Source organism: Sphingomonas sp. LR59, from assembly GCF_036855945.1.
Taxonomy (GTDB): domain Bacteria; phylum Pseudomonadota; class Alphaproteobacteria; order Sphingomonadales; family Sphingomonadaceae; genus Sphingomonas.
Genome location: NZ_JASPFL010000001.1, coordinates 1,748,450 through 1,771,694, shown reverse-complemented (window position 1 = coordinate 1,771,694; position 23,245 = coordinate 1,748,450). Strand labels below are relative to the sequence as shown.

The window sequence follows — 23,245 nt, the reverse complement described above, 5'->3', positions numbered from 1 at the left end:
CTCAATCGTCCTTCTTCAAGCGCGCTTTGAGCGCGGCGAGCTGGGCGTTGACCTTGTCGTCGCTGCGTAGCTCGGCGATTTCCTCTTCGAGCGTCTTGACGACCCCGAGACCCATCGCATCCGCGCGGCCCTCGGCCTCGTCGACGCGGCGATCGAGGATGTCGAAGCGGCTGAACGCCTCGTGCGTCTTCGGGCCGTTGTACATCTCGCGCAGACGGGTGCGGTTGTTCGCGCTTTCCAGCCGGGTCTGCACTGCGTTCTGCTTGGTGCGCGCCTCGCGGAGCTTGGTCTGGAGCTTGGCAATGTCTTCTTCCGATGCCCGCAGCGCATCGTCGAGCACGCCGACCTCGGCCTTCAGCTGCTCGGCCATGTCGAATGCCTTCTGGCGCTCGACCAGGGCAGCTTTGGCAAGGTCCTCGCGGTCCTTGCTCAGCGCCAGCTCCGCCTTCTCGGTCCAGTTGTCCTGAAGCTGCTCCAGCTTCGAGATATGGCGGCGCATCTCCTTCTGGTCGGCGATCGTGCGCGCAGCGGAGGCGCGAACCTCGACCAGGGTCTCCTCCATCTCGAGAATGATCATGCGGATCATCTTCGACGGATCTTCGGCCTTCTCGATGAGATCGGCGAAGTTGGCGGCGACGATGTCGCGGGTGCGGGAAAAGATGCCCATGTAAATCCTACTCCAGGGTCGGCCCGATGCTCTCGGCGAGCGTCGGGGTCTTATGCCATGATTACGGTGGTTGCCGCGATAGGCGTCATGTTGGTTGCAGTCGCAGGTCCCACGGCGCCGATGACGCAAGTTGCGCTGGCGACGATGGTGCAGAGGGCGGCGACTACGGTGCGGGCGATGTTGGTGTTGAACATGGTGGGTCCCCTTTAAGACTGGTTGGTTCCGCTATTCGGCGGGTTGCCTGGAGCATTGCATCTGTCGTGCCAGTTTCGAAAATGGCGGAATTGCAGAGGTTTGCGCGATTTTGGGTGATCGGGCGGTGGCAGAAGCTTGCCAAGAGTTGGGAATTCGCGCCACATCTTCGCCATGGAGCGAACGACACAGGTCATCGGCGAGTCCGGTACGTTCATGGCAGCACTCGAACGCGCATCGCGAGCGGCCGCGCTGGACCGCCCGGTGCTGGTGATCGGCGAGCGCGGTACGGGCAAGGAACTGGTCGCCGAGCGGCTGCACCGCCTGTCGCCGCGGTGGGATCAGCCGCTGGTCATCATGAACTGCGCGGCGCTGCCCGAGACGCTGATCGAGGCGGAACTGTTCGGGCACGAGGCGGGCGCGTTCACTGGCGCGACCAAGGCGCGGGTCGGGCGGTTCGAGGAGGCTGATGGGGGCACGCTGTTCCTCGACGAACTTGGCACGCTGTCGATGGCGGCGCAGGACCGGCTGCTGCGCGCGGTCGAGTATGGTGAGATTACCCGGATCGGTTCGTCGCGTCCGATGCGCGTCGACGTGCGGATCGTGGCGGCGACCAACGAGCATCTGCCCGACAAGGTCGACCGGCACGAGTTCCGCGCGGATCTGCTCGATCGGCTGTCGTTCGAGGTGGTGACGTTACCGCCGTTGCGCGCGCGGACCGGCGACGTGGTCGTCCTCGCGGAGCATTTCGGGCGGCGGATGGCGTCCGAGTTGGGCCGCGAGCGGTGGGAGGGGTTCGGCCCGGCGGCGATGGACGCGCTGATCGCGTATCGCTGGCCGGGGAACGTCCGCGAACTGCGCAACGTCGTCGAGCGCGCGGTGTATCGCTGGGAACAGGCCGGGCCGATCGACGCGATCGAGATCGACCCGTTCCAGTCACCGCACCGTCCGGGGGCCTCGACCGCGCCCAAATCTATGGTTATGGCTCCGCGCCCGGCCGAAGCGGATGAAGGCGAAGACCCGGTCGTCGCGTGCGAAGAAGGCCCCTCGGACTTCAAGTCCCGCGTATCCCGCTTCGAACGCGACCTGCTCTCGCGCGCGCTGTCCGAACACCGCTTCAACCAGCGCGCCACCGCGGAGGCGCTGGGCCTGAGCTACGACCAACTCCGCCACGCCCTGAAACGCCACGACCTGCTCAACGCAGGCGCTTGAGCCACAACCACCCGTCATCCTGACGAAAGTCAGGACCCAGAGCCAAGCAGGGCGGCGTTCGTAACCCTGGGTCCTGACTTTCGTCAGGATGACGATCTGGCGTCGTTACGCACTCTTCCCCACCAGCCCCGCCAGCTTCTTCAACTTCGGCGCGACCATCGGCACGGTCAGCATCGTGCTCGCCAGCGCCATCAGCAGCAGCGCGGTGAAGGTCTCGTTGGTGATGATCTTCTTATCCAGCAGGATGTTGACGAAGATGATCATGATCAGCGCCTTGGTCTGGAGCAGCCAGCCGATCGCCGAAGCCTCGCCCGGCCGCCATTTCAGGATACGCCCGGCGGCGTGAACACCGATCAGCTTGCCGCCGACCGACGCGACCAGCAGCAACGCCGCTGCGGCGAACACCGCATAGCCGCCGACCGCCCATTGCGTCTTCAACCCCGTCGACAGGAAGAACACCGGCATCACCGCGAGCAGAACGAAATGGCGGAACTGGTCCATCTTCGCGGTCGTGAACCATTTCGAATCGAGCACCGCGCCCGACAGGAACGCGCCGACCATGAAATGCAGCCCCGCCCAGTCCGCCGCGAACCCGCAGCCGGCCAGCCAGATCAGGCTGACATACCAGCGATCGCGTTCCTCGATCCGCGCCATCAGTTTCCGCACGATCAACGTGGCCACCGCGAAGCCGAGCAGGAAGCCACCCTGCCGGCCGACCCGCTCCCAGTCGAGCAGGATCAGCGCGAGCACGCCCCAGATCGCGATGTCGTCCAGGCTGGCATAGCGCAGGATACGCTGGCCGATCGGTTCGCGCAGGATCTCGAGCTTTTCGAGGAAGAGGACGAGGATCGGCAGCGCAGTGACCGCACAGGCCATGCCGATGCCGAGCACCACTTGCCACGTCGCGCCGTCCGGCCCGCGCCAGCCGGGATACCGCAGCATTAGCACGGCGGCGATGCTACCGGTGATCAGCGGTACCGCAAGCGCCAGCCCTGCGGTGACGCCGGTCTCGCCGCGCCGCTTCCACGCCTCGCCGAGATCGAGCTCGATGCCCGCGACCCACACGAACATCATCACCGCCCACCACGCGATCCCGTTGAGCGAACCCAGCGTCGCGGGCGTGAAGACCGTCGCGTAATAGTCGGGATACGCCGCGCCCAGCACGCCCGGCCCGAGCAGAATGCCACCGAAGATCTGCACCACCACCAGCGGCGCCCAGTAATCGGTACGCCCAAGCCTCCACGCCAGATACGGCACGGTGAAGATGATGAGTATCGCGAGGAGGAAGACCTCCGTCGGCATCATGGCGTGCATGTGGATCCCCCGGCGCCGATCGGTTCCCCCGCCGGCTTCGTTTCGGTCGCGATAGTATTCGGTGAAACCGGGCGCGGCAATATGCGGACGCGACGATACGCCCAGCGCTGACCGATCTCCGCGCTGCGTCATTTCGGGACAGGGCATGATAGCGCGCTCGGATCGGCTCGCCGAACGCCGGCGTTCCGTGCGATTGAACGCTGTGCGCCGCAGACGCCGGCGGAGGAGGATTTCGATGAAACGATCGTTGCTGGCGCTCGCGCTGTTCGCTGTTCCCGCGTTCGCGCAAGGCGCTGCGCCGTTCACGGTCAACGGTCAGGGATTCGCAACGCTGCAGGAGGCGGTGTCGTCGGTCCGCATGGGCATCGCGACGATCCTAATCGCGCCCGGCACGTACCGGCAATGCGCCGTCCAGGCGGGCGGCCACATCACCTTCAAGGCGGTTCAACCCGGCACCGCGATCTTCGAGAGAGTGGCCTGCGAGGACAAGGCGGCCTTGGTGCTGCGCGGGCAGAGCTCGGTGGTCGATGGCCTCGTTTTCCGCGGCTACCGCGTGTCGGACGGCAACGGTGCCGGCATCCGGACCGAAATGGGCGACCTGACCGTCACCAACGCCATGTTCCTCGACAGCCAGGAAGGTATTCTCGGCGGCCAGCCGATTGGGCAGAAGATCACGATCGATCACTCGACCTTTGCCGGGCTCGGGCAGTGCGACGAGGCGCCGAACTGTGCGCACGGGATCTATCTCGCCAACCAGGGCCGCGTGATCGTCACCAACTCGCGGTTCGAGCGCGGCACCGGCGGGCATTACGTCAAGGTGCGCGCGCCCAACGTGACGATCACCGACAACAGCTTCGACGACACCGGCGGGCGCAAGACCAACTACATGATCGACCTGCCCGACGGCGCCACCGGCCTGATCGCGCGCAATACCTTCGTGCAGGGCAAGCAGAAGGAGAATGGCTCGGCACTGATCGTCGTCGCCGCGGAGGCGAAGACTTACCCGTCGACCGGGTTGCGGGTGGAGGACAACGACGCGCGACTGACGGCGGGGGATACGCATACGCCGGCGTTTGTCGTGGATTTCAGCCATGACCGGCTGGCGCTTGGCGCGAACCGGCTCGGGGCCGGGTTGAAGCCGTTCGAGACGCGGTGACAGCGAAGAACGCCGCTAGCCGTAGCTCCCACCGGAACCGTCACCCCAGCGAAAGCTGGGGTATCCCCGTTAGGATAGGACGCGCGCGTCACGGGGCGATCCCAGCTTTCGCTGGGATGATGGGTTGAGGGGGACGTCAGAGGGGGCAGTGCGCAACCAACGAAGCGGAAGCACCGCGCCAACCCTGAAGGATGTTCTCCCGCGAAGGCGGGAGCCCAGGCTGGACTCCCGCCTTCGCGGGAGAACATTTCTTTAGCCGACTTTAGTTAGCGCAGGTGCTCGCAGCGCCCGGATCGAGATCGAGGCACCGCCCGTCCAGCCCGCTCACCGGCAACCCGATCGTCGCCGCCAGGGTCGGCACGATATCCACCGTCTCCACCGACAGCGGCTGCTCGAACCCGGTCATCCCCTTGCGCCAGAACAGGATCGGCACGCGGCGGTCGTAATCCCACGGCGAGCCGTGCGTCTCGACATAGCCACCCGCCGGCGACACGATCGTCGTCACGCGCGGGTTGAGCAGCACCACCATCTGCCCCGACCGCTCTGGATAAAAGGAGGCACGGGCGCGCTCGATCAGGGTCCAGGTCTCGGGCGGTGACTTCGCCATTGGCGTTGCCATGATCTCGGCTGCGGAGAACGCCCCCGCGACCTGGGGCAGCGCGCGGTAGCGGCGGAGCGCCTCGGCTAGCACCTTCGTCCGCGTTTTTTCCGGCAGCGAGTCGTCGATATAGACGTCCCCCTCGGTGCCAAGCAGCACGCTCCCAGGCAGACCCATGTCCTTGGCGATCGCGGTGCCGACCTGCTTGGCCAGCACGTTTTCGTCCATATGCGCCTCCATCGGCATCGCGCGCTGCTGCTGGCGCTCGGTCGCGTCGTGCGCGCCGTGATCCGCGGTCAGCACGACTTCGTAATCGACCCCGGTTTCGTCCATCACGTTGAAGAAATCGCCCAGCGTCTTATCGAGCTGCGCCATCTGGATGCACATCTCCGAGCCCTGCGTCCCGTAGGTATGGCCGATATAATCGGTCGCCGACGCGCCGATATCGATGATGTCGGTCTGCGGCCCCTTGCCGAGCTTCATGTCCTGCACCAGCGCTGCCGCCATCGCGAACACCGCGGCGTCGGACGCGGGCGACACGCGGAAGCCCTTGGCATCGCCCGCGTCGCGCTCGAAGCGTCCCTGGCCGTAGGTCTTGCCCGCGATCACGATCGGATGGCTCACGCCCGCGCAATAGCCCGGCAACGGCAGCGCCGCCTGCGGCTTGGCGATCAGCGCGGCGACCGCGTCGCGCGTACGCTGCACCGCCGGCGGCACCGCGCGGCCGGCATAGGAGACATAGGTCTTGCCGTCCCACCACCAGAGCTCGTCGACCTTGTGGCCGCCCATCATCACCGCCGCGCGATCCTTGCCAGAGACCGACACGGAGCGGGTGCGTGGATCGCGCGCCTTCATCATCTCGCCGAGCGTCGGCACCTTCAGGTGCATGTCGGACACGGTGTAGCTGTCGTGCGTGCTGCCCGTGACGCGCTCGTCCTCCGAGCAATAGACGATCTTGTCGGGCCGTCCGGCGCGCTGGTCGACCCAGTTGTTGGCGATGATCCCGGTATGCGCGGGTCGCATGCCGGTCAGGATTGTCGAATGGCCGGGGCACGTCTCGGTCGCGGCATGGCTCTGGTAGCCGCTCGGGAACACAGCGCCGTTCAGCAGTCGCGTGAATCCACCGGTATAGTGATTGCGATATTGCTGGAACAGGTCGGCGGCGAACTGGTCGACCGAGATCGCGACGATCAGCTTCGGCGGCGTGGTCGGAGTCGCCGTAGGGGCAGGGGCGGGCGCAGGAGGCGCCGTCTGGGCGGAGACCGAGGCGGCCGAAGTCAGCAAGAGCGCGGCGATAAGTGCTTTCACGAACAGTCCTTTAGCCAGCGGCGTCCCTCGAGCGGGGCCGTCGCTTTGAAGTGCAATACGACAAGGTCACCGCTATGGCTTTGCGCGATGAACGAAACAAGGATGGCCATGCGCGGATTACGTTGCGCCGTGATGACGGTCTTGCTGGCCGTCTGCGGGCTGGCGAGTGCGCCCGCGTTTGCGGAATCGCTGAACGGCTCTAGCCAGCATCTGATGATGAAGCTGGTCGCCGAAAGCGATCACCCCAAGGCCGGCGCGCCGCTGACGATCGCGCTGGCGACGACGCCCGAGACCGGCTGGCACGGCTATTGGCGCAACCCCGGCGATGCAGGCTTCCCGGCGACGTTCGACTGGGCGCTGCCCGCGGGCGCGAAGGCCGGCGAGCCCGAATGGCCGGTGCCGACCACGCTGCTGATCGCGGGCCTGATGAACTATGTCTACGAGGCGCCCTATGCGCCGCTCGTGACGATCCAGGTTCCGGCGGGGCTGGCGGCGGGGACGAAATTCCCGATCCGGTTGAAGACGAGCTATCTGGTGTGCTCGGCGACGATCTGCGTGCCCGAGGAAAAGGCGCTGTCGCTCGACCTCACGATCAGTGATGGCGCGCCGTCGCAGGCGGCGGCGTTCGCCGCCTGGCGACAGGCGATTCCGAAGCCACTCGATGCCGGCGCGACCTATGCCGCAAACAACGGGACGATGCGGATCTCCATCCCGTTCCCCGCAGGCGCGAAGGTCGACAAGGCGTATTTCTTCCCGGTCACCACCGGCGTGATCGAGAATGGCGCGGCGCAAACGGTTACGCGTGACGGAGACCGGCTGACGATCAGCACCAAAATCGCGGCCAATGCCAAGACCGGCGGGCCGATCGAGGGCGTGCTGCGGATCGGCGAAGGGCAGGGGCTGGGCGTCAAGGCGACGCCCGGCGTAGTGGGCGATGCGGCCGGCAGCGGCTCGACCAGCGCTAGCGGCGCGAGCATCTGGCTGACCGCGCTGATCGCGTTCGCTGGCGCAGTGCTGGGCGGCTTGATCCTCAACATCATGCCGTGCGTGTTCCCGATCCTCAGCCTCAAGGCACTCAGCCTCGCGCGGGGCGGTGCGAGCGAGAAGGACGCGCGCGGCGAGGCCTTGGCCTACACCGCCGGCGTCGTGCTGGTCTGCCTCGGGCTCGGTGCCACGATCCTGGCGCTCCGCGCAGGCGGCTCGGCGGTCGGCTGGGCATTCCAGTTGCAGCATCCCGCGGCGATCGTCGTCCTGTTGCTGTTGAGCGTGGCGATCGCGTTCAATCTTGCCGGGCTGTTCGAGGTGCCGACTCCGCGCTTTGCTGGCGAAAGCGGCGCGAGCGGGGCGTTCGCGACGGGCGCGCTGGCGGCGTTCATCGCGACGCCGTGCACCGGGCCGTTCATGGGTGCGGCGCTCGGCGCGGCGCTGGTGCTGCCATGGCCGGCGGCGCTTGCCGTGTTCGGCGGCCTCGGGATCGGGCTGTCGCTCCCGTTCCTCGCGATCGGGTTCATTCCGTCGTGGCGGCGGTGGTTGCCTAAGCCCGGCGTCTGGATGGAGACGTTCCGTCACGTCCTGTCGGTACCGATGTTCCTGACCGCGATCGCGCTCGGCTGGGTGCTCGGGCGACAGACTGGCGTCGATACGCTGACGCTAGCCTTGGTCGCGGTGCTGGCGGTCGGCGCGGTGCTCTGGGTCGGTGGCACCCGCCAGCGCAAGGGCAAGGCGTTCGGCGTGGCGGCACAGGTCGCGCTGGCGGTGGTGTTCGTCGGCAGCGCGGTTCTGATCTCGCGCGCGCCACCGGCGGCGGCGAAGGTCGCCACAGCAGGGGACGAGCCGTTCACCGAGGCCCGGCTCGCATCGCTGCGGGCCGAAAAGCGCCCGGTGTTCGTGTATTTCACGGCCGACTGGTGCCTGACGTGCAAGGTCAACGAGAAGGCTGCGATCGATACGGCCGGCGTGCGTGACGCGTTCGCCCAGCACAAGGTCGCGGCGTTGATCGGCGACTGGACCGACGGCGACCCAGTAATGGGCCGTTTCATCCAGGCCCACAACCGCGCCGGCGTGCCGCTGTACCTGTACTACGCACCGGGCGCTGCCGAGCCGACCGTCCTCCCGCAGGTCCTGACGCCGGGCCTGCTCGAAGGGCTGGGTGCCTAAGCGTATTGCAATCCTCCCCCGCCAGGGGGAGGTGGCGACGGGGGGGCGACAAACACCGTTGCGTGTCCTCGCCTTCCGACTGGCAAGCGCCAGCCACCTCCCCCTGGCGGGGGAGTATCAACGACCACACCTCGTCAGTCATATTCTTGACTTGTGCAGCGCAGCGAAGCGTTGCAGCATGGAACCGTAACGCTTGATGGGGAATTGACCGTTCCGATGGGGAAACAGGCGTTCGACGAAATCATGGGGACGCCGGGCGATACGACCGCTCGTCCCGAACTCGCGGCTCTCGGGCATTGGATCGAGGAGACGCCCGACGCCGAGCTTCGTCGCAGGCAGGAAGCCGCCGAGACGACGTTCCGCCAGCTGGGCATTACCTTCGCAGTCTACGGTGAGAACGAGGCGGCAGAACGGATCATTCCGTTCGACATCGTTCCGCGCGTGTTTCTGCATGACGAGTGGACGCGCCTCTCAGAAGGGCTGGTCCAGCGCGTCGAGGCGATCAACGCGTTCCTCAACGATATCTACGGCGAGCGTCGCATCCTGAAGGAGGGCATCCTCCCCGAGGACCTCGTTCTCGGCAACGCGCAGTTCCGCCCCGAGATCGCCGGCATCCGCCCGCCGCACGGCGTCTGGGCGCATATCTGCGGGATCGACCTCGTCCGCACCGGCCCCGATGATTTCTTCGTGCTCGAGGACAATGCGCGCACGCCGTCGGGTGTCAGCTACATGCTGGAGAACCGCGAGGCGATGCTGAGGCTCTGCCCCGAACTGTTCCGCGAGTTCCGCGTCGCGGCGGTCGACAGCTATCCCGACCTCCTGCTCGAGACGATGAAGTCGGTCGCGCCGCACGGCACGGGCTCCAACCCAACGTGTGTGCTGTTGACCCCCGGCCACTACAACTCCGCCTATTACGAGCACAGCTTCCTCGCCGACTCGATGGGGATCGAACTCGTCGAGGCCGCAGATCTGGTCGTCGACGACGACATCGTCTGGATGCGGACGATCGCGGGACGGGTGAAGGTCGACGTGATCTATCGCCGGATAGACGACGATTATCTAGACCCGCTCGTGTTCCGCCCGGACTCCGCGCTCGGCGTTCCCGGGCTGATCGCCGCCTATACGGCCGGCAACGTCGCGATCATGAACGCGCCGGGCAACGGCATCGCCGACGACAAGGCGATTTACAGCTATATGCCCGACATCGTGAAATTCTATTCCGGCGGCGAGTGTAAGCTGCGCAACGTCGAGACGTGGCGCTGCCGCGAACCGCAGGCGCTGCAATACGTTCTCGACAACCTCAAGGACGTCGTCGTCAAGCTGGTCGACGGCTCCGGGGGCTATGGCATGCTGGTCGGCCCGACCGCATCGAAGCAGGAGATCGAGGATTTCCGCGCCGCGCTCATTGCTGAACCGCACCGCTACATCGCGCAGCCGACGCTGGCGCTGTCGACCGTCCCGACGATGGCCGATGGTGGCCTATCCCCACGCCACGTCGATTTCCGCCCGTTCGTGTTGAGCGGATCGAAGGGCGTGCAGGTCGTTCCTGGCGGCCTCACCCGCGTCGCGCTGAAGGAAGGCTCGCTGGTGGTGAATTCCAGCCAGGGTGGCGGGACGAAAGACAGCTTCGTGCTTATGGCGGAACAGTCGCAGCGGATCACGCGTGGTGCGATGACGCAGACGATGGGCGGCATGACGCAGACCTTGGGTGGAGACGCCTGATGCTCTCGCGTACCGCATCGTCGCTCTACTGGCTCGGCCGCTATTTCGAGCGCGCTGATTTCATCGCCCGGCTGGTCGAGGCTACCGTGCGTCTCGACGTCCTTTCGTCACAGCCTGCGGGCGAGGCGGCCTGGGCCTCCGCGCTTGCCGTCACCGAGACCGAGGAACCGTTCGCGACGCTCGGCGGCAATCTTAGCCAGACCGAAGTCGTCCGCTTCCTGACGCTCGATTCGAGCCATCCCGGCTCGATCGTGCGCTGCGTCGACATGGCGCGCAACAACGCCAAGGCGGTGCGCACCGCGCTGACCCGCGAGGCGTGGACCGCGATCAACCGCGCGTGGCTGTTGTTCGAGAACCGGACGATTCCGCGCAGCACCACCGACCAGATGAACCTAGTGGAGGCGGTGAAGACTGAGACACGCGGGTTCGAAGGCGCGATCCACCGGATGCTGCGCAACCAGACGACGTGGTTTATCCGGCTCGGGCAAGCGGTCGAGCGCGCCGACAACACGGCGCGGTTGCTGGACGTCAAATACCATATTTTGCTGCCCGAAGGGCAGAAGATCGGTGGCGCGATCGATCGCGACCAGTGGACCACGATCCTGCAGACGGTGTCGGCGGTGACCGCGTATCGCTGGCTTTACAGCGACGGCCTGAGGCCGGCAGACGTGATTGACCTTTTGATCGCCCGCGCGGAACTGCCGCGCAGCCTGGCGGCGTCGGTCGAGGAGACGGTCGACGTGCTCAACCTGCTGGCGAAACGCACGGGCAACCACGGGGAGGCGGACAGGATGGCACGAATGCGCGCATCGCGAATGGCCAAGACGCGGTCTGGGAAGTGATCGCCTCGGGCCTGCACCAGTATCTGCAGGCCTTCATCGCCGAGAATGCGCTGCTCCACGGCGCGATCGGCCGCCAGTTCAAGTTCCATTGATGCGGCTGTCGATCGATCACCACACGATCTACCGCTTCACCCAGCCACAGGGCCGGCTGGTCCAGATGCTTCGGCTGACACCCGAGAATACGCACGACCAGACCGTGGCGTCGTGGCGGATCGACGTCGATTGCGATGCGCGGTTGCGGCCGGGGCGTGACGGGTTCGGCAACGCGGTGACGATGCTGTACGCCGAGGGGCCCGTCGACGGGATCGAGATCACCGTTAAGGGCGAGGTGCTGACGAGTCACTCCGACGGTGTCCTGCACGGTGTCCACGAGACATTGCCGCCGGCGCTGTTCCTGCGCGCGACCGAGGCGACGGCGTTCGACCCTGCGATCGCCGAGTTTGCGGCGGATGCGGTGGTCGGGGCGCGCGATCGCGTCGGGGCGTTGCACCGGCTCAACCGCGCGCTGCACGGGCAGTTCGTGTTCGACGCCGGTCGGCCCGAACCGGGGCTCACCGCGGGTGCGGCGTTCCGGAAGGACAGCGCTACGCCGCGCGACATGGCGCAGATCTTTGCGGTCGCCGCGCGGTCCTTGGGGGCACCGGCGCGGTACGTGTCGGGCTATCATCACAACGACCATGAGGTGGTCCACTTCCCGACCCCGCATGGCTGGGCGGAGGCATATGTCGACGGGCTCGGCTGGGTCGGGTTCGATCCCTGCACGGGGATGTCGCCCGAGGAGCATTACGTTCGCGTCGCGATGGCGCTCGATGCGGCGGGGGCGGCGCCGGTCGCAGGGTCGCGGCTGGGCGAGGGCGGCGAGGAACTCGACGTCGACGTGGTGGTACAGCGGGAAGACTAAAAGCTTGTTTCCCCGCAGAGGCGGAGACCCAGACTGGGCTCCCGCCTTCGCGGGAGAACAAGGGCGCCTGTGTTTGGACTGTCGAGTAATCAGCAGCGAATTGCCAGTACTGCACCTCCCCGGCGAAGGCCGGGGTCCAGTTGGAAAGGTGGAAGTAACGAAGCGTTGCCCTTGATCATCTACCTTTCCCAACTGGGCCCCGGCCTTCGCCGGGGAGGTGGTTCTCGAGGCGGGCTAGCGGGCCCGGCCACCATTCCCGCCCCAAATCAGGCCGTCGCCGCGACCCGCGCAGGCGGCGCCACCAGATCCGCATCCTCGAGCCGCCGCCACCCCGCCGGGCCCAGCACCTCGAGCGGCCGATACCGCGTCTTGTATTCCATCCGCGGTGAGCCCTTCACCCAATAGCCCAGATACACGTACGGCAGCCCGGCTTCGCGGGCGCGGATCAGATGATCCATGATGATGAAGTTGCCGAACCCCGGCCGGCTATCCTCGTCCGCCGCAAAGAAGCTGTAGACCATCGACAGCCCGTCCGCCTGGCGATCGGTCAGGCAGGCGCCGATCAACCGCCCGCGCGCGCCGTCGACCGAGGGCTCGCGGTACTCGACGATCACCGAATTGACCGGCGAATGCTCGATCATGTCGGCGTAATCGTCCTCGTTCATCCCGGCCATGCCGCCGCCGGGGTGGCGCGTCCCGAGATAGCGGCGGAGCAACTGGAACTGCTCGTCGGTCGCCCACGCCTTGCACGCGGTCACTTCGACATCGCCGTTGCACCTGAGCAACTTACGCTGCGTCGCGTTGGGCATGAATTCGTTGGTTACCACGCGGACGGACACGCACGCGGTACACCCGGCGCATGACGGTCGATAGGCGACGCCCTGGCTGCGACGAAACCCGATCCGCCCGAGCGCATCGTTCAGCTCGCTCGCATGCGGGCCGGTCAGCTCGGTAAACACTTTCCGTTCCTGCCGACCCGGCAGATACGGGCACGGCGACGGGCTGGTGACGAAGAAGCGCGGGAAACGAAAAGGCGCAGTCACCGAACCGGATGTCCTTCAGGGAAGCGCGAAAGATCGCGTTCCACAGCATATGGTCGCGTCATGCAATACTGAAAAGCGCGTTTACCACGATAATGGGTTAATGCGCTAAATCCCCGCAGCACCGTGCTATTTATGCGAGCTCCACGGTCGAGGTCTCGTACCCGCCAGCGCGCAATGCGCCGACCAGCCGATCGAGATGCGCGCGGTCTCGGAGCTCGCATTCGATGTCGGTGATGAGACCCTTCGCCGGCAATGTCGTAAAGACGCGCTGGTGATAGATCTCGATGATGTTGACGCGTTCCTGATCGAAGATCCGCGCAACATGGAACAGCGCGCCCGGCTTGTCCTGCAACCGGATCCGCAACCGCGCGAGCCGCCCCGACCGCGCCAGGTCGCGCAACAGCACGTTGGCGAGTAGGCGCGTATCGATGTTGCCGCCGCACAAGACGATCCCGACAGTCTTTCCCGCGAACCGCTCGGGATGCGACAGCAATGCGGCGAGCCCGGCGGCCCCCGCGCCCTCGACCACCGTCTTCTCGATCTGAAGCAGCAGGCTCACCGATTCCTCGAGACTACGCTCACTGACCAATACGATATCGTCGACCAGTTCGGCGACGATCTTCGACGTGATCGCACCGGGCTCCTTGACCGCGATGCCCTCGGCGAGCGTGTCGCCAGCGCACGGCATGTCGGTGCCGTTGATGCGGTTGTACATCGACGGGAACAGCTCGGCCTGCACGCCGACGATCTCGATCGGATGACCGCCGGCCTGCTGGCTCGCAGCACGCGCGACCGTCGACATGCCGGAGATCAGCCCGCCGCCGCCGATCGGGATGACCAGCGTATCGATCTGCGGCACGTCCTCGAGCATCTCGACCGCGACGGTCCCCTGGCCGGCGATGACGCGGGGGTCGTCGAACGGGTGGACGAAGGTGAAGCCGCACTCGCCCTCCAGGATACGCGCGTGCGCATAGGCTGCGTCGAACGTCTCGCCGTGCAGCACGACGTTGGCGCCGTGGCCTTCGGTCTGCATGACCTTCACGGTCGGTGTGTTGGTCGGCATCACGATCGTCGTCGGGATGCCGAGCCGGTTGGCGTGATAGGCGAGGCCCTGCGCGTGATTGCCCGCCGACGCCGCGATGACGCCCTTCGCGCAGGCTTCCGGCGACAGCTGCAACAGCGTGTTGAGCGCGCCGCGCTCCTTGTACGCCGCGGTGAACTGGAGGTTCTCGAACTTCAGATACACCGTCGCCCCGGTCATCTGGCTCAGCGTCTTGCTGATCAGCGTCGGCGTGCGGACGATCGAGGTGCGGATCCGGTCGTGTGCGAGCCGGACGTCGTCGATCGAGACGGGGAGGGTGGGTGCCGCTACGGCAGCGTGGGTAGCCATGTCCGACCCGCTAGACCATCTGGCGCGCGCGGGAAACACCGCTTATGCGCGAAGGCTATGGCAATACCGGCATTTATCGGCACCGGAACGAGGGGCACGGCGATCGCGCCGTATCCCGTGGTGCGCAACCTGTTCATAACGGCTGATAAATCATGTGGCGTGCGTCTAGATGCCGGCGTGCAAATGTGGAGAGTATCGAAGTGATGCGTTTTCTGATCTCCGCGGCTGCGATCGCACTGCTGTCCACGCCCGCGCTTGCCGACGGGATCGTCGACAACGTCAACGGCATCACGGTCGCCGACGGCGGTCGCGTGATCCACTTCAAGGCGATCCTGATCGACAAGGATGGCAAGGTCACGCGGCTCGTGCCGCCGGGAGAGGAAGCGCCCAAGCTCAGCCGCAAGGAATTGAAGAAGAACGCCGGCAAGCCGCTCTACGACTGGCGGATCGATATGGGGGGTAAGACCGTGCTGCCGGGCTTCATCGATGCGCATGGCCATGTGATCGAGATGGGGTTCGGCGCGCTGTCGCTCGACCTGTCGATGACCAAGTCGCTCGACGAGGCGAAGTCGCGGATCGCCGCTTACATCGCGGGCAATCCGGACCGGAAGTGGGTGATCGGCCGCGGCTGGAACCAGGAAGCGTGGGGGCTGGGGCGCTTCCCGACCGCGGCCGATCTCGAGTCCGTTTCCGGTGGCCACCCGATCTGGCTGTCGCGTGCCGATGGCCATGCGAGCTGGGCGAACCGCGAGGCGATGCGCGAGGCCGGCGTCACCGGCTCGACCGTCTCGCCTGCGGGCGGGCGGATCGAGAAGGTGGGCGGCACGCCCGCGGGCGTGTTCGTCGATGGCGCGCAGGCGTTGATCGAGAAGGTCGTGCCCCAGCCGCTCCCTAAGGAGCGCGACGCCGCCTTCCTGACGGCGCAGAGCATCCTGCTGCGCTACGGCGTCACCGCGGTCGCCGACATGGGGACGACGCTCGACGACTGGCTGACCTATCGGCGGATGGCGGACATCGGCGGGCTTCGCGTCCGGATCATGAGCTATGCGATGGGCGTCGAGACCGCGAGCCGGATCGGCGGCAAGGGGCCGACGCCGTGGCTGTACAATGATCGCCTGCGGATGGGCGGCGTGAAGCTGTACGCCGACGGCGCGCTCGGCTCGCGTGGCGCGTGGTTGCTGAAGCCGTATTCGGACGCGCCGGGCCAGTCTGGGCTTGGTTTCCTCACCGACGACCAGCTCCAGAACCAGATGAGCCGCGCGGCGATGGACGGCTATCAGGTCGCGGTGCACGCGATCGGCGACAAGGCCAACCAGATGGTGCTCGATGCCATCCAGGTCGAGAGCGAGACCTATACCGGTGATCGCCGCTGGCGGATCGAGCATGCGCAGGTGGTCGATCCGATCGACCTGCCGCGGTTCGGCAAGTTCGGCACGATCGCCTCTATGCAACCGACACATGCGACCAGCGACCGGACGATGGCCGAGGCGCGGCTCGGGCCGAACCGGCTCGCGGGCGCCTATGCGTGGAAGTCGATGCTGACCAACGGCGCCAAGCTCGCGTTCGGGACCGACTTCCCGGTCGAGAAGCCCGATCCATTCGCGACATGGGCGGCGGCGTTCACGCGGCAGGATGCCGATGGTCAGCCACAAGGCGGATGGCAACCGCAGGAGCTGGTGACGCGCGAGCAGGCGTGGTGGGCGATGACGGGTGCGGCGGCCTATGCCGGGTTTGCGGAGACCAAGTTCGGTGCGCTCGCGCCGGGCCAGCGGGCGGACTTCATCATCGTCGACCGCGATCCGACGATGGCCTCGCCGACCGACCTGCGCGCCACCGTCGTGCAGGAGACGTGGATCGGCGGCGAGAAGGTCTGGGTGCGCAAGTAACGCCCGTTACTGGCGCATCCGGATCAGCCCTTCCTGCGCGACGCTCGCCACGAGGCGGCCGTCGCGCGCGAAGATCTTGCCGCGGTTGAAGCCGCGCGCATGGCCCGACCACGGGCTGTCGCAGGCGTAGAGCAGCCAGTCGTCCGCGCGGAAATCCTCGTGCAGCCAGAGCGAATGGTCGAGGCTCGCGGTCTGCAGCCCCGGCGTGATCCAGTTCTTCCCATGCGGCAGGAGCGCCGTGCCGAGCAGCGCCATGTCCGACGCATAGGCCAGGATCGCGCGGTGCATCGCCGGATCGTCGCCGATCGGCGCGACGAGGCGGAACCAGTTGGCGTAGTTGGGCTCCTGCGGGGCCGGGTTGATCCAACTGCGCGGGTTGACCGGGCGCACCTCGATCGGCCGCCACCGCAGCATGTGCGCGCGGAATTTCTCGGGGATGCCGTCGATATTTTCGAGCCGCAGATCTCGGTCCGAGCGGAGCGTTTCGGGCGCGGGGACGTCGGGCATGGCGTCCTGATGGTGCAGGCCGTCCTCGGGCATCTGGAACGACGCCGCCATGTTGAGGATCGGCTGGCCCTTCTGCATCGCAATCACGCGGCGGGTGGCGAAGCTGCGACCCTCGAAATCGCGGACGACGCGGTAGACGATCGGATAGTCCTCGTTCCCCGGCCGCATGAAATACGCGTGCAGCGAGTGCGCGGCCTTGGGGCTGTCGGTCGAGCGTTGCGCAGCCTGCAGAGCCTGCGCGATCACCTGTCCGCCAAACACGCGCCCGACCCCACCGGGCTGGCGCTTGCCTACATAAAGATCGGTGTCGACCTCCTCGATCTCAAGCAGGTCGACGAGACCCTGGGCGAGTGCTTCGGGTGTTACTTCGGCAGTATCGGCAGGCATCTGACCTCCTTGTTCACCCGCGAAGGCGGGTGCCCAGTCTGGGCCCCCGCCTTCGCGGGGGTACAACCTACGGTCAATACCCGGCGGCTACCGCCAGCCGATCGGCGTGGAAGTTCGCATCTCCGAACATCTCCGCCAGCACGCGCGCGCGCTTCATGTAGAAGCCGATGTCGTATTCGTCGGTCATGCCGATGCCGCCGTGCATCTGGATGCCCTCCTGCACGCTGAGCGTGGTCGCCAGCGCAGTCATCGCCTTGGCCACCGAGACCGCTTCGTCGGCACGGTCGCTGCCCTGTTCGAGCAGTTGCTGCGCCTTCAACACAGCTGCGCGCGCGACTTCCATCTCCGAATACAGATGCGCAGCACGATGCTGGAGCGCCTGGAAGCTGCCGATCAGCGTACCGAACTGCTTGCGCTCCTTCAGATAGCCGATCGTCATGTCCATCGCCCCGCCGCCGACGCCGAGCAGTTCCGCGGACGCACCGGTCCGCCCCGCGCGCAAAAGGCGATCAAGCGGCGAACGACCCGCGTCGACTTCGCCGATCACCGCGTCCGCATCGACCTCGACGCCCTCGAACTCCAGCCGCGCGGCCAAGCTCGAGTCCGCGAGGCGTTCGGCGTTTGTGGTCAGTCCTGCGGCATCCTTCGGCACCGCGAACAGCGTGATACCGTCCGTGTCGTTATCCGACCCTGCGGTGCGCGCGGCGACGATGATCAGATCGGCGGTGTGGCCGTGCGTGACGAACCGCTTGGCACCAGTCAGCTTGAACCCGTTGCCCGAGCGTTCGGCCTTCATCGCGACGGTGTCGCGGTGCTTGGCGCTCTCGTCGATCGCCAGCGCCGCGACGGTGTCGCCCGCGATGATGCCTGGGAACCAGCGTTCCGCCTGTCCCGTGCCCTTGAGCGCCTCGACCGCCGCGACTGCGGTGGAGAGGAACGGGGAGGGGACAGGTTGCGGCCGATTTCCTCCAGCACCACGCCAGCTTCGACATGGCCGAGCCCGAGCCCGCCCTGGTCCTCGCCGATCAGGATGCCGGTAAAGCCCATCTCCGCGAACTGCTTCCACAGGTCGCGGGAGAAGCCGGTCTTGTCGTCGGCGTCACGCAGCGCGCGCATGTGGCTGACCGACGCGTGTTCGGCGACGAAATCGCGAATGGTGTCATGAATGACGGTCTGGTCGTCGTCTAGATACAGTGGCATTTCGGGTTACTCCGACGCCCGGAAGACCTCCGTCACCCCAGCGAACGCTGGGGTGACGTGCGGCAGGGGGCGCTTCGTTACGGGGAGACCCCAGCTTTCGTTGGGGTGATGTGATGGGGGCGGGTGGCGATCGGGTCGGTCAGGCCGGCAGTTCCAAAATTCGCTTGGCGATGATGTTGAGCTGGATTTCGCTCGTCCCGCCCTCGATCGAGTTCGCCTTGGTCCGCAGCCACGACCGCGGGATCGCCCCGCCCCTCGACCGCTCGCTGTCCCATTCGAGCGCATCCGATCCGCCCGCTGCCATCATCAATTCGTACCGACCCTTGTTCAGTTCGGTCCCGTAATATTTCATCATGCTCGGCTGCGCGGGGTGCGCCTTGCCCGCCTTCAGCTCGTCGATGAAGCGTTCGGACATCGCCCCGAACGCCTTCGCCCGCACTTCGAACATAGCAATCGACGCGCGCAGCAACGGATCGGCGAGCCGCCCGTCATGCCCGAGCCCGACCGTCGCGATCGCCCCGTCGATCAGCGGGTTGCCGCCGCTCGATGCGAGACCCATGCCCGAGATCATCTCGCGCTCATGCCCGAGCAGGTATTTCGCGACGTCCCAGCCCTTGTTCTCCTCGTAGACGCGGTTGACCTTGGGCACCTCGACATTGTCGAAGAACGTCTCGCAGAACGGCGAATTGCCGCTGATCAGCAGGATCGGCTTGGTCGAGACGCCCGGTGACGCCATGTCGAACAGCACGAAGCTGATCCCGCCCTGCTTCGACGTCTTGTCGGTGCGAACGAGGCAGAAGATCCAGTCGGCTTTGTCCGCGTAGGATGTCCACACCTTCTGCCCGTTGACGAGATAATGGTCGCCCTTGTCCTCCGCCGAGGTGGCAAGCCCGGCAAGGTCGGACCCCGCATTCGGCTCCGAATACCCCTGGCACCAGCGGATCTCGCCGCGCGCGATTTTGGTCAGGTGATCGAGCTTCTGCTCCTCCGTGCCGTATTTGAGCAATGCCGGCCCGAGCATCGATATCCCGAACGAATTGAGCGGGTTGCGCGCCTTAATTGCCGCCATCTCTTCACGCAGAATCTTCGTCTCCGCAGGCGACAACCCACCGCCACCATAGGCCTTGGGCCAGTCAGGGACGGTCCAGCCCTTGGCGGCCATCTTGTCGAGCCACTCCTTCTGCGCAGGGCTCGAAGGCTTGAACTGGCGCCCGCCCCAGCAGACATCGTCTTCAGACCGGACGGGTTTGCGCATCTCGGGGGGCAATTCTCCGCGAGCCACGCACGCGTTTCGGACCGGAAAGTGTCGAGGTCGGACATCGGATCAGCTCCTGCTTAGTCGATTGCACAGCGCGGCGACGGCGATCGCGTCGTGGTCGCGGTAACGGTTGGTGATGACCTGCACGCCGATCGGCAGGCCGCGCGGGTCGATCCCGACAGGCACGCTGGTCGCGGGCAGATTGGGGAAGGTGGCGAGGCCGGCCCAGGCGAACTGGACGCCGAACGGGGTGTCCTCGCCGTCGATCGAGAGCGTGCGCCGCGCGACGTTGCGCTCGGCGATGTGCGGGAAGGCGTTCACGCCGCTCGCCGGCGCGATTACCGCGTCGAACTCTTCGAACAGTGCACCCCAGACGCGTTGCAACCGCGCCTGCGAGATCGAGCAGGTCGAACCAGTGCGACAACGTCGCGACCTTACCATCGCGTGCAGGTCCGCCGCGGGTCATCGCGATGCCGAGCATCCGCATATAGTCGGCATGCTGAGCAGCGAGGTCGATCGGCGGGGTGCGCTTGAAATGATGGCGCCGGCCGCGGCGAGGGCTTCACCGACGCGCTCGATCGCGCCGACGATTGACGAATCGACGCGTGCCGAGGGATGCGCGGTGAGCAGCAGGATGCGTGGTCGGGTTAAGTCAACGGTCGCGCGCGGCAAGGGGATGTCGGCGAGGATGTCCAGCGCAACGGCCAGATCCTCCGGATTGCGCGCCAACGGCCCAATCACGCCGAGATTGGCGCTCGCCCCATCGGTGCCGGGCACGCGGTGGCCGATATCGGACAAGGCACCATAGGTCGGCTTGTGCCCCCAGACGCCGCAGAACGCGGCAGGCACGCGGATCGAGCCGCCGATATCGGAGCCGAGTTCGAGCGGTACCATCCCCGACGCGAGCGCCGCCGCGGCACCACCCGACGATCCGCCGGGTGTCAGCGTCGGATCGATGGGATGATTCGTCCGGCCATGAATCGGGTTATCCGCCTGCCAGTCGCTCAGCCGCACCGGCACGTTGGTCTTGCCGAGGATCACCGCGCCCGCCGCCTTCAGCCGCGTGACGGCCACGGCATCGCGGTCGACGATATTGTCACGGTGGACCCCGACTCCCAGCTGGTAGGCAAGCCGGCGACGTCGAACGATTCCTTGACCGTCATCGGGACGCCGAACAGCGGCCGGTCGTCCGGACCCTCCGCATCGAGCGCCCGCGCCGCCTCCCGCGCCCGCACGAAATCGCGAACGACGACGGCGTTGATCGCACCGTCGCGCGCCTCGATCCGCGCGATCGCTGCGTCGCACTCGGCGAGCGCGGTCGTCTCGCCCGCACGGATCGCCGCCGCCGTCTGGAGCGCGGATCGCTCCATCAGCAATCGACTACCGGCAAGAAACGACCGCGACCGATCACTTCAGCCGACCGCCCGATACCGCGGCATCCTTCAGCGACTTCGCCACCGGGAACCCATATTTCTCGAGTCCCGCGACGACCTTCGGCAACCCCTCGGACTGTGCCCAGAACATCGGCCCGCCGCGGTACACCGGCCAGCCATAGCCATAGATCCAGACCACATCGACGTCCGACGCGCGCTGTGCCTTGCCCTCTTCGAGGATCAGCGCGCCTTCGTTGACCATCGTGTAGAGCGTCCGCACGACGATCTCCTCGTCGCTGATCTCGCGCGGCGTCACGCCCGACTTCTTGCGGAAATCGTCGATGATCTCGGCGACCCGTGCCGAGTTCGACGGCGTCCGCTTCTCGTCGTAATCGTAGAAGCCCGCCTTGGTCTTCTGGCCCCAGCGGTTCTCCGCCGCCAGCGCATCGCGGATGTTCTCGATCCGGCTCGGGTCGCGGTGCCAGCCGATGTCGACGCCCGCCAAGTCGCTCATCTGGAACGGCCCCATCGGCATCCCGAACGCAACATGGACCTTGTCGATCTGCTCCGGGCTCGCACCTTCCAGCAGCAGCTTGGTCGCCTCGACCTGCCGCGGCATCAGCATGCGGTTGCCGATGAAGCCGTAGGTGACGCCCGCCACCACGGCGACCTTCTTGATCTTCTTGGCCAGCGCCATGACGGTCGCCAGCACGTCGTCCGCGGTCTTGTCGCCGCGTACTACTTCCAGCAATTTCATCACGTTGGCGGGCGAGAAGAAGTGCATCCCGACCACGTCCTCGGGCCGCTTGGTGCAGGCCGCGATCGCGTCGATGTCGAGATACGAGGTGTTCGACGCCAGGATCGCGCCCGGCTTGGCGATCGCGTCGAGCTTGGTGAAGATCTCCTTCTTCACCTCCATCGTCTCGTACACCGCCTCGATGATCAGGTCGCATTCGGCGAGATCGGCGAAGTCCAGAGTCGGCTTCAACGCGCCCATCGCCTGCTCGACTTGCTCGGGCTTCATCCGGCCCTTCGCGGCGGTCGCCTCGTAGTTCTTGCGCACGACGCCGGTGCCCCGGTCGAGCGCTTCCTGCTGCATCTCGACGATCGTCACGGGGATGCCTGCGGACAGGAAGTTCATCGAGATGCCGCCGCCCATCGTGCCCGCGCCGATCACGCCGACGCGCTTGATCTCGCGCAGCTTGGTGTCGGCGGGGACGTCGTCGATCTTGGCCGCCTGACGCTCGGCGAAGAAGATGTGGCGCTGTGCGACCGACTGGACGCCGGTCATTAGCTTCATGAATTCCTGGCGCTCGAAGGCGATGCCCTCCTCGAAGCTGGAGCCATCGGAGGCCTTCTCGACGCAGGCGATATTGGCGGCCGGCGCGTCGAAGTTACGGAAACGGCGCGCATTCTCCTTCTTGAACGCGGCGACCGCATCGGGATCGGCCTGCGCGGTCTTCTCGGACGCACGGGGCAAGGGGCGACTGGTCGCGATCTCGCGCGCGAACGCGACGGCGTCGGTCTCGAGCGAGATCCTCACCGACGATCTTGTCGATCAGCCCGGCGTCGAGCGCCTTCTTCGCCGAGATCGGATCGCCCTTCGCGGTCATCTCCAGCGCGAGCTTCACGCCGGCGATCCGCGGAATACGCTGCGTACCGCCCGCGCCGGGGAGGAGGCCGAGCTTCACTTCGGGGTGCCGATCTTCGCCGAGGGGACGGCGACGCGATAATGACACCCGAGCGTGACCTCGCAGCCGCCACCAAGCGCGGTGCCGTGGATTGCCGCGACGACGGGCTTCGACGACGCCTCGATCATGTCGACGACGGTCGGCAGGCCGGGCTCGACCATCTCCTTGCCGAACTCGGTGATGTCGGCGCCTGCGAAGAAGGTGCGGCCGTCGCAGCGGATGACCATCGCGGTGATGCTGTCGTCGTTCACGCCGTCCTTGATCGCCGCTTCGAGGCCCTGCCGGACCGCGGCGCCGAGCGCGTTCACGGGCGGGTTATTCGAGATGATGACGAGCACGTCGTCATGGCGTTCGGTGCGGATCGGGCTCGTCATTCTAGTCTCCTGGTGCCGGCCCCGTCATCCCGGCGAACGCCGGGACCCAGAGCCAAATTCGGTGTGC

The 23,245-nt window shown here is 66.4% G+C and carries 16 protein-coding genes and 4 pseudogenes; 7 read left to right on the top strand and 13 right to left on the bottom strand.

What is annotated here, in order from left to right; genetic code table 11:
• Position 1: 1 nt before the first annotated feature.
• On the bottom strand, positions 2-667 hold the full coding sequence (pspA, locus tag QP164_RS08000) for a phage shock protein PspA (protein WP_132896789.1): 666 nt from the start codon (positions 665-667) through the stop codon (positions 2-4).
• Positions 668-717: 50 nt separating this feature from the next.
• On the bottom strand, positions 718-861 hold the full coding sequence (locus tag QP164_RS07995) for a hypothetical protein (protein WP_333922807.1): 144 nt from the start codon (positions 859-861) through the stop codon (positions 718-720).
• Positions 862-1,033: 172 nt separating this feature from the next.
• On the opposite strand from QP164_RS07995, the gene pspF reads away from it, so the two are divergent.
• A complete protein-coding gene (gene pspF, locus QP164_RS07990) occupies positions 1,034-2,071 on the top strand; it encodes a phage shock protein operon transcriptional activator (protein ID WP_333922806.1) in 1,038 nt (345 codons plus the stop codon).
• A gap of 105 nt (positions 2,072-2,176) precedes the next feature.
• Here the strand turns inward: pspF and QP164_RS07985 are convergent, their stop codons facing one another.
• Positions 2,177-3,385, bottom strand: a complete 1,209-nt coding sequence (locus tag QP164_RS07985; RefSeq protein WP_333922805.1) for a cation:proton antiporter — start codon at positions 3,383-3,385, stop codon at positions 2,177-2,179.
• A gap of 235 nt (positions 3,386-3,620) precedes the next feature.
• Here QP164_RS07985 and QP164_RS07980 point away from each other — a divergent pair, with 235 nt between their 5' ends.
• Positions 3,621-4,541, top strand: coding sequence for a right-handed parallel beta-helix repeat-containing protein (locus tag QP164_RS07980; protein WP_333922803.1), 921 nt, complete (start codon positions 3,621-3,623; stop codon positions 4,539-4,541).
• Positions 4,542-4,803: 262 nt separating this feature from the next.
• Here the strand turns inward: QP164_RS07980 and QP164_RS07975 are convergent, their stop codons facing one another.
• Positions 4,804-6,447: an alkaline phosphatase family protein gene (locus QP164_RS07975; RefSeq protein ID WP_333922802.1), complete on the bottom strand. Its 1,644-nt coding sequence runs from the start codon at positions 6,445-6,447 to the stop codon at positions 4,804-4,806.
• Between the two features lie 132 nt (positions 6,448-6,579).
• Here QP164_RS07975 and QP164_RS07970 point away from each other — a divergent pair, with 132 nt between their 5' ends.
• From QP164_RS07970 to QP164_RS07955, 4 genes and pseudogenes are all read left to right on the top strand, one after another.
• Positions 6,580-8,604 carry a protein-disulfide reductase DsbD family protein gene (locus QP164_RS07970; protein WP_333922801.1) on the top strand — a complete coding sequence of 675 codons (2,025 nt, stop codon included), beginning with the start codon at positions 6,580-6,582 and terminating at the stop codon, positions 8,602-8,604.
• 216 nt (positions 8,605-8,820) lie between these two features.
• The gene (locus tag QP164_RS07965; protein WP_333924208.1) at positions 8,821-10,326 is read left to right on the top strand and encodes a circularly permuted type 2 ATP-grasp protein; all 1,506 of its coding nucleotides are present in this window, start codon (positions 8,821-8,823) and stop codon (positions 10,324-10,326) included.
• A pseudogene (locus QP164_RS07960) lies at positions 10,326-11,260 on the top strand (alpha-E domain-containing protein). Before QP164_RS07965 ends, QP164_RS07960 begins: the two are co-directional and overlap by 1 nt.
• The gene (locus tag QP164_RS07955; RefSeq protein ID WP_132739990.1) at positions 11,260-12,069 is read left to right on the top strand and encodes a transglutaminase family protein; all 810 of its coding nucleotides are present in this window, start codon (positions 11,260-11,262) and stop codon (positions 12,067-12,069) included. Before QP164_RS07960 ends, QP164_RS07955 begins: the two are co-directional and overlap by 1 nt.
• A gap of 266 nt (positions 12,070-12,335) precedes the next feature.
• On the opposite strand, the gene QP164_RS07950 is transcribed toward QP164_RS07955, so the two are convergent.
• Together QP164_RS07950 and QP164_RS07945 are read right to left on the bottom strand one after the other, a co-directional pair.
• On the bottom strand, positions 12,336-13,112 hold the full coding sequence (locus QP164_RS07950) for an arginyltransferase (RefSeq protein WP_333922800.1): 777 nt from the start codon (positions 13,110-13,112) through the stop codon (positions 12,336-12,338).
• A gap of 130 nt (positions 13,113-13,242) precedes the next feature.
• Positions 13,243-14,502, bottom strand: a complete 1,260-nt coding sequence (locus tag QP164_RS07945; protein WP_333922799.1) for a threonine ammonia-lyase — start codon at positions 14,500-14,502, stop codon at positions 13,243-13,245.
• Between the two features lie 203 nt (positions 14,503-14,705).
• Between QP164_RS07945 and QP164_RS07940 the strand changes: the two genes are divergently transcribed.
• Positions 14,706-16,388 (top strand): amidohydrolase, encoded by a 1,683-nt coding sequence (locus tag QP164_RS07940; RefSeq protein WP_333922798.1) that lies wholly within the window; start codon positions 14,706-14,708, stop codon positions 16,386-16,388.
• A gap of 6 nt (positions 16,389-16,394) precedes the next feature.
• On the opposite strand, the gene QP164_RS07935 is transcribed toward QP164_RS07940, so the two are convergent.
• The 7 genes and pseudogenes from QP164_RS07935 to QP164_RS07905 all read right to left on the bottom strand — a co-directional run bounded on the left by QP164_RS07935 (position 16,395) and on the right by QP164_RS07905 (position 23,178).
• The gene (locus tag QP164_RS07935; RefSeq protein WP_333922797.1) at positions 16,395-17,282 is read right to left on the bottom strand and encodes an acyl-CoA thioesterase; all 888 of its coding nucleotides are present in this window, start codon (positions 17,280-17,282) and stop codon (positions 16,395-16,397) included.
• A gap of 73 nt (positions 17,283-17,355) precedes the next feature.
• A pseudogene (locus QP164_RS07930) lies at positions 17,356-18,482 on the bottom strand (acyl-CoA dehydrogenase family protein).
• 139 nt (positions 18,483-18,621) lie between these two features.
• Positions 18,622-19,802, bottom strand: a pseudogene (locus QP164_RS07925) (acyl-CoA dehydrogenase family protein).
• 4 nt (positions 19,803-19,806) lie between these two features.
• Complete coding sequence (locus QP164_RS07920) at positions 19,807-20,124, bottom strand: amidase family protein (protein ID WP_333922796.1); 318 nt, start codon at positions 20,122-20,124, stop codon at positions 19,807-19,809.
• Positions 20,125-20,202: 78 nt separating this feature from the next.
• The gene (locus tag QP164_RS07915) at positions 20,203-20,814 is read right to left on the bottom strand and encodes an amidase family protein (RefSeq protein WP_333922795.1); all 612 of its coding nucleotides are present in this window, start codon (positions 20,812-20,814) and stop codon (positions 20,203-20,205) included.
• A complete protein-coding gene (locus QP164_RS07910; RefSeq protein ID WP_333922793.1) occupies positions 20,796-21,110 on the bottom strand; it encodes an amidase family protein in 315 nt (104 codons plus the stop codon). The genes QP164_RS07915 and QP164_RS07910 overlap by 19 nt, the downstream gene beginning before the upstream one ends.
• A 37-nt stretch (positions 21,111-21,147) precedes the next feature.
• Positions 21,148-23,178, bottom strand: a pseudogene (locus QP164_RS07905) (3-hydroxyacyl-CoA dehydrogenase NAD-binding domain-containing protein).
• Positions 23,179-23,245: the final 67 nt, after the last annotated feature.

Coding starts and splice junctions, on each gene's coding strand:
- pspA (WP_132896789.1), bottom strand. CDS start 667: ATGGGCATCTTTTCCCGCACCCGCGACATCGTCGCCGCCAACTTCGCC.
- QP164_RS07995 (WP_333922807.1), bottom strand. CDS start 861: ATGTTCAACACCAACATCGCCCGCACCGTAGTCGCCGCCCTCTGCACC.
- pspF (WP_333922806.1), top strand. CDS start 1,034: ATGGAGCGAACGACACAGGTCATCGGCGAGTCCGGTACGTTCATGGCA.
- QP164_RS07985 (WP_333922805.1), bottom strand. CDS start 3,385: ATGCACGCCATGATGCCGACGGAGGTCTTCCTCCTCGCGATACTCATC.
- QP164_RS07980 (WP_333922803.1), top strand. CDS start 3,621: ATGAAACGATCGTTGCTGGCGCTCGCGCTGTTCGCTGTTCCCGCGTTC.
- QP164_RS07970 (WP_333922801.1), top strand. CDS start 6,580: ATGACGGTCTTGCTGGCCGTCTGCGGGCTGGCGAGTGCGCCCGCGTTT.
- QP164_RS07965 (WP_333924208.1), top strand. CDS start 8,821: ATGGGGAAACAGGCGTTCGACGAAATCATGGGGACGCCGGGCGATACG.
- QP164_RS07955 (WP_132739990.1), top strand. CDS start 11,260: ATGCGGCTGTCGATCGATCACCACACGATCTACCGCTTCACCCAGCCA.
- QP164_RS07945 (WP_333922799.1), bottom strand. CDS start 14,502: ATGGCTACCCACGCTGCCGTAGCGGCACCCACCCTCCCCGTCTCGATC.
- QP164_RS07940 (WP_333922798.1), top strand. CDS start 14,706: ATGCGTTTTCTGATCTCCGCGGCTGCGATCGCACTGCTGTCCACGCCC.
- QP164_RS07935 (WP_333922797.1), bottom strand. CDS start 17,282: ATGCCTGCCGATACTGCCGAAGTAACACCCGAAGCACTCGCCCAGGGT.
- QP164_RS07910 (WP_333922793.1), bottom strand. CDS start 21,110: ATGGAGCGATCCGCGCTCCAGACGGCGGCGGCGATCCGTGCGGGCGAG.